This window comes from Mycobacterium sp. (genome assembly GCF_036273375.1).
Taxonomy (GTDB): domain Bacteria; phylum Actinomycetota; class Actinomycetes; order Mycobacteriales; family Mycobacteriaceae; genus Mycobacterium.
This window is the reverse complement of record NZ_DASUHS010000027.1, coordinates 1-13,971: the sequence shown is the minus strand read 5'-3', so window position 1 is coordinate 13,971 and position 13,971 is coordinate 1. Positions and strand designations below refer to the sequence as shown.

Annotated in this window: 14 protein-coding genes; 8 read left to right on the top strand and 6 right to left on the bottom strand. The window is 67.3% G+C overall.

Features of this window, described 5'->3' with window-relative positions; all coding sequences use genetic code 11:
• Positions 1-47: 47 nt before the first annotated feature.
• The 3 genes from VFW69_RS02840 to VFW69_RS02830 are packed head-to-tail and all read left to right on the top strand — an operon-like array spanning position 48 to position 3,822.
• Positions 48-770 carry a phosphatidylserine decarboxylase gene (locus tag VFW69_RS02840; protein ID WP_526497963.1) on the top strand — a complete coding sequence of 241 codons (723 nt, stop codon included), beginning with the start codon at positions 48-50 and terminating at the stop codon, positions 768-770.
• Positions 767-1,630 (top strand): CDP-diacylglycerol--serine O-phosphatidyltransferase, encoded by an 864-nt coding sequence (gene pssA / locus VFW69_RS02835; RefSeq protein WP_526497961.1) that lies wholly within the window; start codon positions 767-769, stop codon positions 1,628-1,630. Before VFW69_RS02840 ends, pssA begins: the two co-directional genes overlap by 4 nt.
• Positions 1,627-3,822, top strand: a complete 2,196-nt coding sequence (locus tag VFW69_RS02830) for an AAA family ATPase (protein ID WP_526497959.1) — start codon at positions 1,627-1,629, stop codon at positions 3,820-3,822. The genes pssA and VFW69_RS02830 overlap by 4 nt, the downstream gene beginning before the upstream one ends.
• On the opposite strand, the gene VFW69_RS02825 is transcribed toward VFW69_RS02830, so the two are convergent.
• Positions 3,796-4,392, bottom strand: a complete 597-nt coding sequence (locus tag VFW69_RS02825; protein ID WP_526497957.1) for a TetR/AcrR family transcriptional regulator — start codon at positions 4,390-4,392, stop codon at positions 3,796-3,798. The genes VFW69_RS02830 and VFW69_RS02825 overlap by 27 nt on opposite strands.
• Before the next feature lie 21 nt (positions 4,393-4,413).
• Here VFW69_RS02825 and VFW69_RS02820 point away from each other — a divergent pair, with 21 nt between their 5' ends.
• From VFW69_RS02820 to VFW69_RS02800, 5 genes are all read left to right on the top strand, one after another.
• The gene (locus VFW69_RS02820) at positions 4,414-5,244 is read left to right on the top strand and encodes a DUF2867 domain-containing protein (RefSeq protein ID WP_526497955.1); all 831 of its coding nucleotides are present in this window, start codon (positions 4,414-4,416) and stop codon (positions 5,242-5,244) included.
• Between the two features lie 86 nt (positions 5,245-5,330).
• Complete coding sequence (locus tag VFW69_RS02815) at positions 5,331-6,767, top strand: long-chain-fatty-acid--protein ligase (protein ID WP_526497953.1); 1,437 nt, start codon at positions 5,331-5,333, stop codon at positions 6,765-6,767.
• A complete protein-coding gene (locus VFW69_RS02810; RefSeq protein ID WP_526497951.1) occupies positions 6,764-8,221 on the top strand; it encodes an acyl-CoA reductase in 1,458 nt (485 codons plus the stop codon). The genes VFW69_RS02815 and VFW69_RS02810 overlap by 4 nt, the downstream gene beginning before the upstream one ends.
• Complete coding sequence (locus tag VFW69_RS02805; protein ID WP_526497949.1) at positions 8,218-9,138, top strand: SDR family NAD(P)-dependent oxidoreductase; 921 nt, start codon at positions 8,218-8,220, stop codon at positions 9,136-9,138. The genes VFW69_RS02810 and VFW69_RS02805 overlap by 4 nt, the downstream gene beginning before the upstream one ends.
• Positions 9,135-9,758, top strand: a complete 624-nt coding sequence (locus tag VFW69_RS02800) for a TetR/AcrR family transcriptional regulator (RefSeq protein WP_526497947.1) — start codon at positions 9,135-9,137, stop codon at positions 9,756-9,758. Before VFW69_RS02805 ends, VFW69_RS02800 begins: the two co-directional genes overlap by 4 nt.
• Before the next feature lie 12 nt (positions 9,759-9,770).
• On the opposite strand, the gene VFW69_RS02795 is transcribed toward VFW69_RS02800, so the two are convergent.
• From VFW69_RS02795 to sodC, 5 genes are all read right to left on the bottom strand, one after another.
• A complete protein-coding gene (locus VFW69_RS02795) occupies positions 9,771-10,589 on the bottom strand; it encodes an enoyl-CoA hydratase/isomerase family protein (protein WP_526497945.1) in 819 nt (272 codons plus the stop codon).
• Complete coding sequence (locus VFW69_RS02790; RefSeq protein ID WP_526497943.1) at positions 10,586-11,608, bottom strand: TIGR03617 family F420-dependent LLM class oxidoreductase; 1,023 nt, start codon at positions 11,606-11,608, stop codon at positions 10,586-10,588. Before VFW69_RS02790 ends, VFW69_RS02795 begins: the two co-directional genes overlap by 4 nt.
• Positions 11,609-11,639: 31 nt before the next feature.
• Entirely contained in the window at positions 11,640-12,278 is a 639-nt protein-coding gene (locus VFW69_RS02785; RefSeq protein WP_526497941.1) for an LON peptidase substrate-binding domain-containing protein, read from the bottom strand.
• Positions 12,278-13,408, bottom strand: coding sequence for a glutamate--cysteine ligase (locus VFW69_RS02780; protein ID WP_526497939.1), 1,131 nt, complete (start codon positions 13,406-13,408; stop codon positions 12,278-12,280). The genes VFW69_RS02785 and VFW69_RS02780 overlap by 1 nt, the downstream gene beginning before the upstream one ends.
• On the bottom strand, positions 13,398-13,971 hold a 574-nt coding region (sodC, locus tag VFW69_RS02775), incomplete at its 5' end, for a superoxide dismutase[Cu-Zn] (protein WP_526497937.1). The genes sodC and VFW69_RS02780, both read right to left, overlap by 11 nt.

Sequence of the window (13,971 nt, the reverse complement as noted above, 5' to 3'; positions counted from 1 at the left end):
CTCTGCGGGCGTCCACGAATCAGCCGCGGGCTCCGTAAGATGGCCGCGTGGCAAGACGCCCCCCCACCATCGGCCCCACAGCTTCGGACCCGGGCTTCAGCCCGCAACACGCGCTGGGGTTGGTGCGCTCCGCCATCCCACCGGTGCATCCGGCCGGACGGCCGTTCATCGGCGCCGGGCTGGCGCTGGCCCTCGTCGGACGCAAGCACCGATGGGTTCGTCGGGCGGGCCTACTTGCCGCCGGTGCCTGTGCGGGGTTCTTCCGTCATCCGCCGCGGGTGCCGCCCACCCGGCCCGGCGCGATCGTCGCACCCGCCGACGGCGAGATCTGCGTGATCGACTTCGCCGCCCCTCCGGCCGAACTGAGCATGGGCGACGCGGCGCTGCCGCGAGTCAGCATCTTTCTGTCGCTGATGGACGCCCATGTGCAGCGCGCCCCGGTCAGCGGCGAAGTGATCGCCGTGCAGCACCGGCCGGGCCGATTCGGCTCGGCCGACCTGGCCACGGCGAGCAGCGAGAACGAACGCACCAGCCTGCACGTCCGCACCGCCAGCGGCGCGGACGTCGTCGCGGTGCAGGTCGCCGGGTTGCTCGCCCGGCGCATCATCTGCGACGCACACGTCGGGGACAAGCTGTCGATCGGTGACACCTACGGCCTTATTCGGTTCGGTTCCCGGTTGGACACCTACTTGCCGGCGGGTTCCGAACCACTGGTGAAAGTCGGCCAGCGCGCGATCGCCGGCGAGACTGTCTTGGCCGAGCTGCGATGATCAGCAAGCCGCGCGGGCGCCCGGCGGTCAACCTGCAGATCCTGCCGAGCGCCATGACGGTGCTCTCCGTGTGCGCGGGACTGACTTCGATCCGGTTCGCCCTCGAACACCAGCCCAAGGCCGCGATGGCGCTGATTGCCGCGGCCGCCATCCTGGACGGACTCGACGGCCGAGTGGCCCGCATCCTGGACGCCCAGTCGCGGATGGGCGAAGAGATCGACTCGCTGGCGGACGCGGTGAACTTCGGCGTCACCCCGGCGATCGTGCTGTACGTGACGCTGCTGACCACGTCGCCGGCCGGGTGGGTGGTGATCCTGCTCTATGCGGTCTGCGTGGTGCTGCGGCTGGCACGATTCAACGCCCTGCAAGACGACGGCAGCCAGCCCTCCTACGCGCACGAATTCTTCGTCGGCATGCCCGCGCCGGCCGGCGCGATCTCGATGATCGGTCTTATCGGACTCAAGCTGCAGTTCGGTGACGGCTGGTGGACGTCGCCGCTGTTCCTGTGCATCTGGATCACCGGAACCTCGATCCTGATGGTCAGCAAGATCCCGATGCGCAAGATGCACGCGGTCGCGGTGCCACCGAGTTGGGCGGCGCCGCTGCTGGCGGTCCTGACGATCTGCGCGGCGGCCGCGGTGCTGGCCCCCTACATGTTGATCTGGGTGATCATTCTCGCCTACCTGTGCCACATTCCGTTTGCCATCCGCAACTCGCGCTGGCTGGCCGCGCACCCCGAAGCATGGGGTGACGAACCCAAGCAGCGCCGCGCCGCGCGGCGGGCCATCCGCCGGGCACAGCCCAACCGCCGGTCGGTGGCGCGGCTGGGCCTGCGCAAGCCGGGCAGGCGCTTGCCGTGAGTCGCTCCGGCGACGACGCGGCCCGCGCCAGCTCGGTCCGTCAGCTCACCCTGACCGCCCGGCTGAACACCTCCGCCGTCGACTCCCGCCGCGGCGTCATTCGATTACATCCCAATGCCATTGCCGCACTGGGGATTCGGGAATGGGACGCGGTGTCGCTCATCGGATCGCGGACCACGGCTGCCGTCGCGGGCCTGGCCGGCCCGGACACGCCGGTCAGCACCGTGCTGCTCGACGACGTGACGCTGTCCAACGCGGGACTGCGCGAGGGAACCGCGGTGGTCGTCGGCACGGTCACCGTCTACGGCGCACGGTCGGTGACGTTGTCCGGCTCGGCGCTGGCCACCCAGTCGGTCATGCCGGTCACGCTGCGCCAAGCCTTGCTGGGCAAGGTGATCACCGTCGGCGACGCCGTGTCGCTGCTGCCCCGCGACCTGGGTCCCGGCACGTCGACGTCGGCGGCAACCCGCGCGCTGACCACCGCGGTGGGCATCAGCTGGACCTCGGAGCTGCTCACCGTCACCGGCGTCGACCCCGAGGGACCGGTGAGCGTGCAGCCCAACTCGCTGGTCACCTGGGGCCCCGGTGTTCCGTCCGGTGCCGGGGCCTCGTCGCAGATTTCGGTCGAAATCGCCAGGCCGGAGATGGTTGTCGAGGAACTGAAAGGCACTCAGCCGCAGGCGGCCAAGCTCGTCGAATGGCTCAAGCTGGCGCTCGATGAACCGCACCTGCTCAAGACATTGGGCGCCGATGCCAACCTTGGCGTGCTCGTGTCGGGCCCCGCCGGCGTAGGGAAGGTGACGCTGGTGCGCGCGGTGTGCGGCGACCGCAGGCTGGTGACGCTGGACGGCCCGGAGGTCGGCGCGCTGGGCGCCGAAGATCGGCTCAAGGCCGTCGCTTCGGCGGTGCAGACGGTCCGCGACGGTGGCGGCGTGTTGCTGATCACCGATGTCGATGCCTTACTGCCGGCCACCGCCGAGCCGGTGGCCTCGCTGATCCTGAGCGAGCTGCGTACCGGCGTGGCCAGCGAGGGCGTCGCCCTCATCGCCACCTCCGCGCGACCCGACCAGCTCGACGCCCGGCTGCGGGCCCCCGATCTGTGCGACCGCGAGCTGGGCCTGCCGCTTCCCGACGCCGGCACCCGCAAAGCTCTGCTGGAGTCGCTGCTGCGAAACGTGCCCACCGGCGATCTTGACCTCGATGAGATCGCTTCTCGTACACCGGGTTTCGTTGTCGCCGACCTGGCCGCGCTGGTGCGCGAGGCGGCGCTGCGGGCGGCGTCGCGGGCCAGCGCCGACGGCCTGGCGCCTGAGCTGAAGCAGGAGGACCTGGTCGGTGCGCTGACCGTCATCCGGCCGCTGTCCCGCTCGGCCAGTGAGGAAGTCAGAGTCGGCAACATCACGCTCGACGACGTCGGCGACATGGCCGAGGCCAGACAGGCGCTGACCGAGGCCGTGTTGTGGCCGTTACAGCATCCGGACACCTTCGCGCGGTTGGGCGTGGAGCCGCCGCGCGGAGTGTTGCTGTATGGGCCGCCGGGATGTGGCAAGACCTTCATCGTGAGGGCGCTGGCCAGCACCGGGCAGTTGTCTGTGCACGCCGTGAAGGGCTCCGAGCTGATGGACAAATGGGTGGGCAGCTCGGAAAAGGCCGTGCGCGAGCTGTTTCGGCGCGCCCGGGATTCGGCGCCGTCGCTGGTCTTCCTCGACGAGGTGGACGCGCTGGCGCCGCGGCGCGGACAGAGCTTCGATTCGGGCGTGACCGATCGAGTGGTGGCCGCGTTGCTGACCGAGCTCGACGGTGTCGACCCGCTGCGCGACGTGGTCGTGCTCGGCGCCACCAACCGGCCGGACCTCATCGACTCCGCGCTACTGCGCCCAGGCCGGCTGGAGCGGCTGGTCTTCGTCGAACCGCCCGATGCCGCGGCTCGGCGCGAAATTCTGCGTACGGCAGGCAAATCCATTCCGCTGAGCGCCGACGTCGACCTGGACGAGGTGGCAGCCGGACTCGACGGCTACAGCGCGGCCGACTGCGTGGCGCTGCTGCGAGAGGCCGCACTGACCGCCATGCGTCGATCCATCGACGCCACCAACGTGACTGCCGCCGACCTCGCGGCGGCACGCGAAAACGTCCGTCCCTCATTGGATCCCATGCAAGTCGAGTCGCTACGGGCGTTCGCCAAAGCTTTGTAGCACGGCCAGGGCCGACGCCGCCACATCCTTCTCGAGCCAGGTCGGCATCGAGTCATCGCGCGCGTGGCGCCGCACCACGGCGTAGGGCAGGTCGGCGACCGCGCGCGCGACGGCATCGATGGATCGCGGTTTGTTGTTGCCGTACAGTTGCCGCGCCAACACCGCGATGCGCTGCGTCAGCGGGGCGTTCATCGCGGCGAGCGTCTGCTGGAATGCGGCGTCCGGTTCGTCGTCTAGTAGGTCACCGGGCCGAATCGTCAACAACAGCCGGGCATCGTCGGGCAGGGCCCGCGCGAAGCCGACGGCGGCCACGGCCATCGCCACGGCCGTGTCCGTCGGGGTGTCGCCGTCGGCGGCCAGCGCCCGCGTCTGGAAGCGTTCCAGCGCGCGCAGCCACGCCGCGGTAAGGATGCCGTCGCGGTTGCCGAAACGGTGATACAGCGTGCCCGCGGGCGCGCCACTGGCTTTCGCGATTGCGGCCACGCTGGCCGCGCGCGGACCGCCGTCGAGCACCAGGGCTCGGGCTGCGTCGAGGATCACATCGGTTTCGTGCTTTCGCGGAGGTGCCACGATCTAGTACATTCCTTCTATATGAAACGATTACCCTATATCGATGAGCATGCCATAACGATCGACGCCAGCCGCGAAGACACGTGGGCGGCGCTGCTGCGGCTGATGTGCCGCGACCCGCACGACCCGTCGACGGTGCCCTTCGGCTTCACCCTGGACGAAGCCCGACCGCCCGCGCGGTTCGCGCTCAAGGGCCGCCACTGGTTCGCCGTCTACCGATGGGTGTTCGAGCTGGACGCGCTCGACGCCCCCGAGCGCACCCAGCTGCGCGCCACCACCTGGGCGGACTTCCCCGGTATCCACGGCAAGTCCTATCGGGCGCTGGTGATCGGCACCGGCGGGCACCGCATCGTCGTCCGGCGGACCCTGAAACGTGTTGCCGCAGCGGTGCTCGACGAGCGGGCGCAGACCGGTGAGACCGCGGCCGATTACGTAGACGTTTTCGAGGTGCCCATCGCCGCCGGTGACGCGCGCAGCGCCGAACAAGCCTTTCGCGACGGGCTCGGCGATAAACCGGGCGCGGGCGGACGCCTGGTGTTGTGGATCCACCGCAACGTGCTGAGGTTGCGGCTGGGTCCGCCCCGCTCCCCCGGTCACCTCATCGGCTGGCCGATCGTTCGTTCGGATCAAGACGAGTTGGTGCTCGCGACGCGCGGGCCGCTGATGCGTGGCGAGCTGACGCTGCGCCGCCAGGACGGCCGGCGGGCGGTCCTCACAACGCGACTTCACTACCGCCGCCGGATCGCCGCCCGGGCGGTCTGGGCGTTGATCGGCCCACTGCATCGGGTGGTGGCGCCACGGTTGATGCGGCGCAGCGCGCGCCGGGGCATCCACGAGCCGGCGCAATCCTGAATTGCAGTTAACTGCAATATTGCCTATAACTGCATAATGTGGCTATGGTGGCTCTCCAGGGACGGCAACGAATCGAGGGATCACCGATGAAGGTCACGGAAGAAACAGCACGACCCGTGCACGAATTCATGAACGACCCGATCAGCTTCTTTGGTCAGTCCTATACGCAGATGCACAGCATCGGCCGTCATGAGCTGGAAAAGCTGCAGCGCCAGGCCATGCGCATCCGCTTTGCCGAGCATTACCAAAGCATCGAGATACTGCGCAAGTTGGCCGACCGTCTGGGCATCAGCGCGCTTGATGAATTCAATGACGTTGTGCCGCTGATGTTTTCGCATACATCCTTCAAATCCTACCCAGCCGCGCTGATCGACAAGAAGCGCTTCGACCTAATGACCCAGTGGCTGGACAAGCTCACCAGCTACGACCTGGCTGGCGTGGACACCACCGGCTGCACCGGGGTCGACGACTGGATCGACCGTCTCGACGCACAGACTCCGCTGGAGGTCATCACCTCCAGCGGCACCACTGGCACCATCTCGATCCTGCCCAAGGACAAGCGCGGCGCCGAAGAAGGCATGACGCTGTGGAAGATCTGCTTATTTCAGACCTTTGGTCACGAACCGACGGTGGCGGAGCTCAACCCGTCGGTCGATGTGGTGTGGCCCAACTTCGCCAGCGGCAAGCTCGGTCACCTGCGCATCGCCAACATGATCAAGCGGGGTTTCACCGGCGGCGACGAAGCCAGATTTCACGCGCTGTATCCCTTTGCGGTCGACACGGATCTGATGTTCCTGGCATCCAAGATGCGGGCGGCGGCATCGCGCGGCGAACTCGACCGGCTTGAGATCGATCCGGCGCTGGCCGCCCGCAAGGCCGAGTTCATCGCGATGCAGGCGCGCCAGGCCCAGGACATGGATGCGTTCTTCACCCGCATCACCGACCAGCTGCGCGGGAAGCGGGTGTTCATGCTGGGCACATATCACCTGATGTACGACATCGCGAAGGCCGGTCTGGAGCGCGGAGTGCGAAACGTGTTCGCCCCAGAGTCGGCGGTTCTGACCGGCGGGGGCATGAAAGGCGTCGCGCTGCCTGACGACTTCATGAACGTCATCGAAGAATTTCTCGGCGTCAAGCGCATCCAGGTCGGTTACGGCTTCTCCGAATCGAGCACCTTCCACTGGGGATGCAGCCAGGGCCGCTACCACGTGGCGCCGTGGGTAATCCCATTTGTGCTCGATCCCGACACCAGCGAACCGCTTCCCAGAATTGGCGTCCAGACCGGCCGCGCGGCCGTGTACGACATCCTGCTGCGTGCCCACTGGGGCGGCGTCATCTCCGGCGACGAAGTCACGATCGACTGGGATCTGCACTGTCCCTGCGGGCAGGCCAGCGTCGCGTTCGAGAAGGACATCATCCGCTACAGCGAGAAGCAGGGCGTCGAGGACGACCGAATCACTTGCGCCGCAACGCAGGAGGTGCAAAACGAAGCGATCAACTTCATGAAGGGCGTGGAGCTGTGATCGCGTACACCGTCCCACTGTTCTTGCGAGGCCAGGTCATCGCCGACGACCTCGTGCCGTTCGACACCCGCATAGGCGCCTCGCAATTCCAGGCGCCGGACATGAGCAACTACGTCGAGCGCCTGCCGCTGAAGAACCCGGGACAGCTGAGCGACCTCTACGAGCTGAGCTTCGACGAGATCCTCGATGTCCTCGCCGCCCTCGGCGAAGCGCTGGATTTCGAGACGAACACCCACCTACAGGAGGCCTACGAAGCCTCCCTAATCGCCAACGTGCTGCCGGCGGAGATGCTCAAGAACAGCTATCGCGTTCTGCCGCCGCTGTTTTCGCGTGCCAATGTCACCGAAATCGCCGACACTCAAGTGGGACTCGACTACCTGAACGGTTGGGTGCCGCACACGTTGGGCGACGGCCGTGAATTGCGCGTGCGTGCCTTCGGGTCGCGCGTGCTGCACATCCCGGCGGGCAACGGCGGCCTGGTCTCGGCGGTGACCATCTTGCGTTCGGTGATCACCCGCTCCGACGTCATCATCAAGGCGCCATCCAACGATCCCCTCACCGCGGTCGCCATTGCCCGCACCCTGGCCGACGTCGCACCGGATCACCCGATCACCAAACATTTGGCGGTCGGCTATTGGAAGGGCGGCGATCTGGCCGTCGAGGAAACCCTCTACCAGCCGCATAACATCGAAAAGATCGTGGCCTGGGGCGGATTGGCGTCGGTCAAGCACGTGACCCGTTACATTCAACCCGGTTTGGAGCTGATTGCTCTGGACCCCAAACGCAGCGCCACCATCATCGGTTCCGAGGCATTCACGGACGACGAGACCCTGCGCGAGGTGGCCCGCCGCGCGGCGATCGACATCGGCGTAGCCAACCAGGAAGGCTGCGCGAACGCCCGGGTCGTCTACGTGCTCACCGGAACGGACGCCGCGGGCCTGGCCAACGCCAATCGGCTCGGCGAACTGATCTACTTCGAACTGGTCAGCCTGCCCGCGGTGGTCAGCACCGCGCCGCGCTACCCCAACCGCGAGCTGCTCGACCACGTCGAGGCCTCGAGGATGGCCGAGGACTTCTATCGTGTCGTCGGCGGCGAGCAACGCGAGGGGGCGATCGTCATCTCTCAAATCGATGAGCCGGTCGATTATTCGCCGATGTTGTCGGGTCGTGTCGCCAACATCGTCCCGGTGGATAGCATCGACAAGGTGACCGCGGCCGTGAACGCCTACACGCAGACCATCGGCATCTATCCCGAATCGCTCAAGCGCCGGCTGCGCGACACCCTGCCGTTGTTCGGCGCTCAGCGACTGACCAGCCTGGGGTATGCCTGCAGCGTGGCACTCGCCATGCCGCAGGACGCCATCGAGCCGATCCGGCGGATGTGCAAATGGATCGTCGACGAGGAATGCGACCCGAACGTCGTCATCCCGCTGTGGCAGGCTGCACCGGCATGACCGACCGTCCAACCGCTTTGCAGGTCGTCGATGGAACCGACCTGTCCGCCAAGACATGTGTCATCACCGGCGCGTCGTCGGGGCTGGGCCGCGAGTCGGCCCGGGCGCTCGCCGCCGCGGGCGCGCATGTCATCTTGGCCGGACGCGATCCCGATGCGCTCTCGGAGACGGCCCAGCGGATCGCGGCCGAGGTACCCAGCGCCCGCACCTCGACGGTGCAGCTCGACCTCACCGCGCTGTCCCGCGTTCGCGCGGCGGCTAGCGCGATCGGTGACATCACGTCGGCGGTGCATGTGTTGATGAACAACGCCGGCGTCATGTTCACCCCCTTCGGCCGCACCCGGGACGGCTTCGAACTACAAATCGGCACAAATCATTTCGGGCACTTCGAACTCACCCGACTGCTCATCCCCCAGCTCGCTGCCGCCGGGAGCGCCCGGGTGGTGATCCTGTCCTCGGGCGGCCACGTGATGGGTGACGTCGACTTCGGCGATCCCAACTGGGAGCGCCGCGAGTACGACAAGTTCGCCGCCTACGGCGCCTCCAAGACCGCGAACATCCTGCACGCGGTGGAATCCGACCGACGACTGCGCGACTTCGGAATCCGCGCCTACGCTATACATCCCGGCACGGTGGCCACCTCGCTCGCACGGTATATGTCCCACGAGGACTTCTCGCAGCTGCGCAAGTTCGCCGCCGAAAACAGCCCCGTACCCTCCGACGGCTTCCTCGACTTCGTCATGCCCGACCAGGGCGCGGCCACCCAGGTGTGGGCCGCCGTCAGCCCGGAACTGGCCGGCAGCGGTGGCCTCTACCTGGAAGACTGCGGCATCAGCGAGGCCGCTCTCCATGCTCGTGACGAGCAGCGTGCCGCCGAACTGTGGGAGCTCTCCGAGAAGCTTTGTGCCACAGCATGAGTAGGCTCGAGAGACGCAAACGCGAGGTGCGGGAGAGGATTCTCACGGCCGCCTTCGATCTGTTTTTGGAACACGGTGTCGGGTCCACCACCATAGAGGGGATCTGCGAACGCGCCGACGTGGCCAACCGAACGTTTTTCAATCATTTCGCCACTCGGCAGGACATGATTCGCGCTCTGGCCGAGCAACGGCTGGTCAACCTCCACGATGTCGTGTTCGACCGTGCCGACGAGGCGATCCCCGCGCGGCTTGTCGGTGTGTTCGACGACATCGCGACGACGCTGGCCGGATCGGGCGACACCTACCGCGAGATGATCGGGGAAATGCTGGCCGCCACGGGCACTGGCATCCAGCGCGGATCCAACCTGCACAACACCTTTGTCGAGCTGGTCAAAGAAGGGGTGGCGCGCGGTGAGGTCAGTGCGCGCCACGACGCACAAACCTTGGCCGACATCATGGTTGGCGCCCTGTCCGGGGGCATCCTCAACTGGACTCTGGACCGAACCTATTCACTGGACACCAACCTGCACAACCTCGGCACCGCCTTGGCCGAGTTGCTCACCGTGGACGCCATTCCGTCGCGTCGGCGCGCACGGCGGTCCGGATCCCGGACAACCTGACCGCTCACCCGCTTACGGTTCGGGCAGCGGCGTCCATTCGCGGGACAGCTGTGCGGTAAAGCGCGGCGGCCGGTGATCGAGGAACGCGGCGACGCCTTCGTCGGCGTCGGCGCTGCCCATCACCCGTTCGTGCACAAGGGTTTCCAGCGAGGCGACCTGTCGCGGCGTGTAGTGATTGATCGCGCTGTCCCACAGCAGGCGTTTACACAGCGCCGCCGACATCGGTGCCACGTTGACGGCGATGTCGCGGGCCAGCGTCAGCGCATGGTCGAGCACCTGCCCGGCGGGCAGGGCGCGGTTGGCGACGCCGAGCGCGGCGGCCTCGGTCCCGCCGAAGGTGCGTCCGGTAAGCAGGATGTCGGCGGCCACTCCCAGGGTGGTCAACTGGGTCAGCGTCCAGTGCGACATGCAGTCGGGCAGCACCCCCCGACGAACCTGCACCACACCGTATTTCGCGTCCTCGGCGACGATGCGGATGTCGGCCTGCAATGCAATGGTCAGCCCGATGCCGATGGCGTGACCGTTGACCGCGGCGATCACCGGCTTACGCAACTCGAACGCCGCCGGGGTGATCGGCGAGGCCGAGAAGGTGCCGTCCTCCGCGGGTGCATCGAACGGGCTTGCGTCGCCGGAGAAGTCGGCCCCGGCGCAAAAAACACCGCCCGCGCCGGTCAGCACGATGGCCCGGACGTCGTCGTTCTCGTCACAATCCCGGTATGCGGCGCTCAGCAACGCACCCATCTCGGCGGTGTAGGCGTTGAGCTGGTCGGGTCGATTGAGCGTGAGCACCGCAACGCCGGAATCGATTTCGACGGTCAGGTCGGTGCTCATGGCAGGGCCGGCACCCGGTGCAGGGCGCCGATCATGTCGGTGACGTCGGCGGGGCGGGGGGTGTACCCGGGGAAGTAGCAGCACACCTCGTCGGCGTGCTCGCCGAACCGGGCGGCGATCTGCTCTGCGCATTCCTCGGGCGTTCCGACAATCCCGATCCGGGCCACCATCTCGTCGGTGATCAGCCGGCGCATCTCGGCGAAGCGGCCCTGCTTGGACAGCGCGTTGAGTTCGGGCTGGACGTCGTCCCAGCCCTCGACCTGCAGCACGGGCAGGTAGGCCGGCGTCGAGCCGTAAAACGCGATGAGGGAAGCCACCCCGTTGATCGCGGTCGCCAGGTCGGCCTCGTCGCGGCCGACCGCCACCATGGCCTGGGCGATGATCTCAAACTCATCGAACGTCCGCCCCGAGCGGCGCAGCCCTTCGCCGATCGCGGGCACGGTGCGTTCGGCGAAGTGGTTGGAACTGTTGAACGGCATCACCAACAGGCCGTCGGCGACCTCGGCGGCGGTGCGGGTCATCACGGGACCCAGCGCACCCAGCAGCACCGGTGGCGGCCCGAACGGGTTGGGGCCGGGGTTGAAGTTGGGCGCCATGATGGTGTGCGTGTAGAACTCGCCGCGAAAGTCCAAGCGGGCCTGTCCTTCCCACGCGGCGAAGATCGCCTTGATCGCGGCGATGGCTTCGGCCATCCGCGCCGCGGGCCTGTCCCAGCTGGCGCCATAACGCTTTTCGATGTGCGCCTTGATCTGGGAGCCGAGGCCGAGGCGGAACCGGCCGCCGCTGTAGAGCTGCAGGTCGTAGGCGGAGTGCGCCATGTGTAACGGGCTGCGCGGCGGGGCGATCGCCACGTTGGTCATCAGGTCCAGGCCGGTCGTTCCGGCGGCGATCAGCAGCGGGAAGAAGACGTCGTGCTGGCCTTCGAAGGTGAACAATCCGTCCGCGCCCGTCGCGGCGATGTCGGCGGCACTTGCCGCGGCCTGCACCGGTGAACCGCTGACCTGAAGCTGTACCTTCATGCACCCGTCCTTTTGCAAACCACGACCCCGGTCATTCGGATAGCTGGAATTCCACCACTTCGGCGACCGCGTCCACGGCTTCGCGCAGCGCGACAAGGCGACCGGCGGCCGTCGGCGCCGACAGCACCGAGTAGCGGTCGGCCGTGCCGATCGGAATGCGAGACGCCAACGCGAACAAACGTTTCCCCGCCGGACCGGTCCGGTCATACCCCAGGATCACCTCACGGCCCGGGAGCTTGATGTCGCGCACCTGCGCAATCCGCTCGAACAGTGCCATGGCCCGGTCTTCGACGTCGAGGAGCTCGGCGTCCGACACCGCATCACCGGGCTCGTCGGGCCACGGCGCGACCGTCGCCCGCGGATACGGGTCGTCGGGCAACCATTCGGATACCCGAATGCGTTCTCCGGTACTGCAATTCAACGAATACCGCCCGGCGCCGTGGTCGACGCAGTCGGCAATCCGGGACAATACGCCGACGTCGCAACGCGCATCACCGCCACCGACCTCACGCCCGCGCGAGATCAGTACCACCCCGAACGGGTCGCCGGTGTCCATGCAGTGCCGCACCAGCGCGCCATAGCGTGGCTCGAAGATCCGCAACGGCAGGTCCTGGTCGGGCAGCAGCACCGACTCCAGCGGAAACATCGCCAGCTCAAGGGGTTCCGTCATCAGATCTCCAGTTCGGCCACCAGCGCGTCGACGACCGCACGCAGGTCGCCGTCATGTTCTTCGGCCACCCTGCGCTGCCGCTGGTATGACGCACCCTGCCGCGGGATGTCGGCCACCGCGGCCAGCTCGTCGACGCAGTTCAACTTCTTCGCCACCGGCTCCAGCCGGTTCAGCACGTCGTCGAGATCCTCGGTGACCAACCGCTCGTTGCTGTCGGCGTCGAGGATGATCACCGCGTCCAGGCCGTAGCGGGCGGCGCGCCACTTGTTCTCCTGGTTGTGCCAGGGCGGCATGCTCGGCAACGACTCGTCGGCTTCCAGCCGGCGGTCCAGATCGACCACCAGGCAGTGCGTCAGCGCGACCAACGCCCCCAGTTCGCGCAGGTTGGACACGCCGTCGCAGATCCGCATTTCGATCGTGCCCAAGCGGGGTGAAGGCCTGATGTCCCAACGGACTTCGTCGACGTGGTCGATGATGCCGGTCTTCTTCTGGTCGTAGACGAAGCGTTCGAATTCCGGCCACGTCTGGAATTGGAACGGCAGCCCCGCGGTGGGCAGCTGCTGAAACATCATCGCCCGGTTGCTGGCGTATCCCGTGTCCACGCCCGTCCACCACGGCGACGACGCCGACAGCGCCAGCAGGTGCGGGTAGTAGTTGAGCAGCGACGTCATGATCGGCATCACCTTGTTCGGCGAGGAGATGCCGACGTGCACGTGCACACCCCAGATCAGCATCTGGCGTCCCCACCATTGGGTGCGCTTGATCAGTTCGGCATAGCGGGGGGCGTCGGTGAGCTTCTGAGAAGTCCACTGCGCGAACGGGTGTGCGCCGGCACAGAACAGCTCCATGCCGCGATCCCGGACGACGCGGCGCGCCGGCCCCAGGGTCTGCCGCAGATCCTCCATGGCCTCGCCAGCGGTGCGGCAGATGCCTGTGACCACCTCGACGGTGTTGCGCAGCAATTCCTTGTGCACGCGCGGGTTTTCGCCGATCTCGGCGATCACCGCGGTGGCTTCGTTGCTCAGGTCGCGGGTGTGCGCGTCGACGAGCGCGAACTCCCACTCGACCCCGAGCGTCGGCCGTGGAGAACGGGCGAAATCGATGCGCGAGTTGGCCCTGTTAGCCGGCACCGATGACACCGCACGCCACCCGCTTACCGGGGTCACCGGTACTCGTCGTCATGTCGTTGGGGCCCGGCGTGCCATTGGTCTGGTTGGTGCCCCCTGATGGGGTGTTGGCGGAGTTGGCCGCACCGGCGTGAATGATGACCGCGGTCTTCTGCCCGGTGAGCAGATCCTGCATGGCGAATGCGTCCGTGGTGGTCATCATCGTTCCGGAGCCGTCCTTGCGCACCTGCAAGGGGGGCAGGGCTCCACTGGCGGGCTCGCCGGTGTGCCCGGGCGCCTGGAAGTGGTCGCCGGCGGAAAGGAAGTCCCCCGGCGCGCCGCCGGTCGGGCCTGCCGAGTTGGGTTCGCACTTGCCGACCTGGTGGATGTGCACATCGTGGAAGCCGGGCGTGAGTACACCGTTGGCGGTCGTCTCGATGGTGATGGTGGCGTAGCCGTTGTTGAATTCGAACTTCGCGGTGGCGACCTGGGTGCCGTCCGGGGCCTTCAGGTGCGTGGTCATGCTCGGGGCCGCCGCGGCTCCGGGCTTCGAGGCTTCGGCGCCCGACTGCGATCCGGTCCAAATA

Coding starts and splice junctions, on each gene's coding strand:
- VFW69_RS02795 (WP_526497945.1), bottom strand. CDS start 10,589: ATGAGCACCGACCTGACCGTCGAAATCGATTCCGGCGTTGCGGTGCTC.
- VFW69_RS02805 (WP_526497949.1), top strand. CDS start 8,218: ATGACCGACCGTCCAACCGCTTTGCAGGTCGTCGATGGAACCGACCTG.
- VFW69_RS02790 (WP_526497943.1), bottom strand. CDS start 11,608: ATGAAGGTACAGCTTCAGGTCAGCGGTTCACCGGTGCAGGCCGCGGCA.
- VFW69_RS02800 (WP_526497947.1), top strand. CDS start 9,135: ATGAGTAGGCTCGAGAGACGCAAACGCGAGGTGCGGGAGAGGATTCTC.
- VFW69_RS02815 (WP_526497953.1), top strand. CDS start 5,331: ATGAAGGTCACGGAAGAAACAGCACGACCCGTGCACGAATTCATGAAC.
- VFW69_RS02820 (WP_526497955.1), top strand. CDS start 4,414: ATGAAACGATTACCCTATATCGATGAGCATGCCATAACGATCGACGCC.
- VFW69_RS02785 (WP_526497941.1), bottom strand. CDS start 12,278: ATGACGGAACCCCTTGAGCTGGCGATGTTTCCGCTGGAGTCGGTGCTG.
- pssA (WP_526497961.1), top strand. CDS start 767: ATGATCAGCAAGCCGCGCGGGCGCCCGGCGGTCAACCTGCAGATCCTG.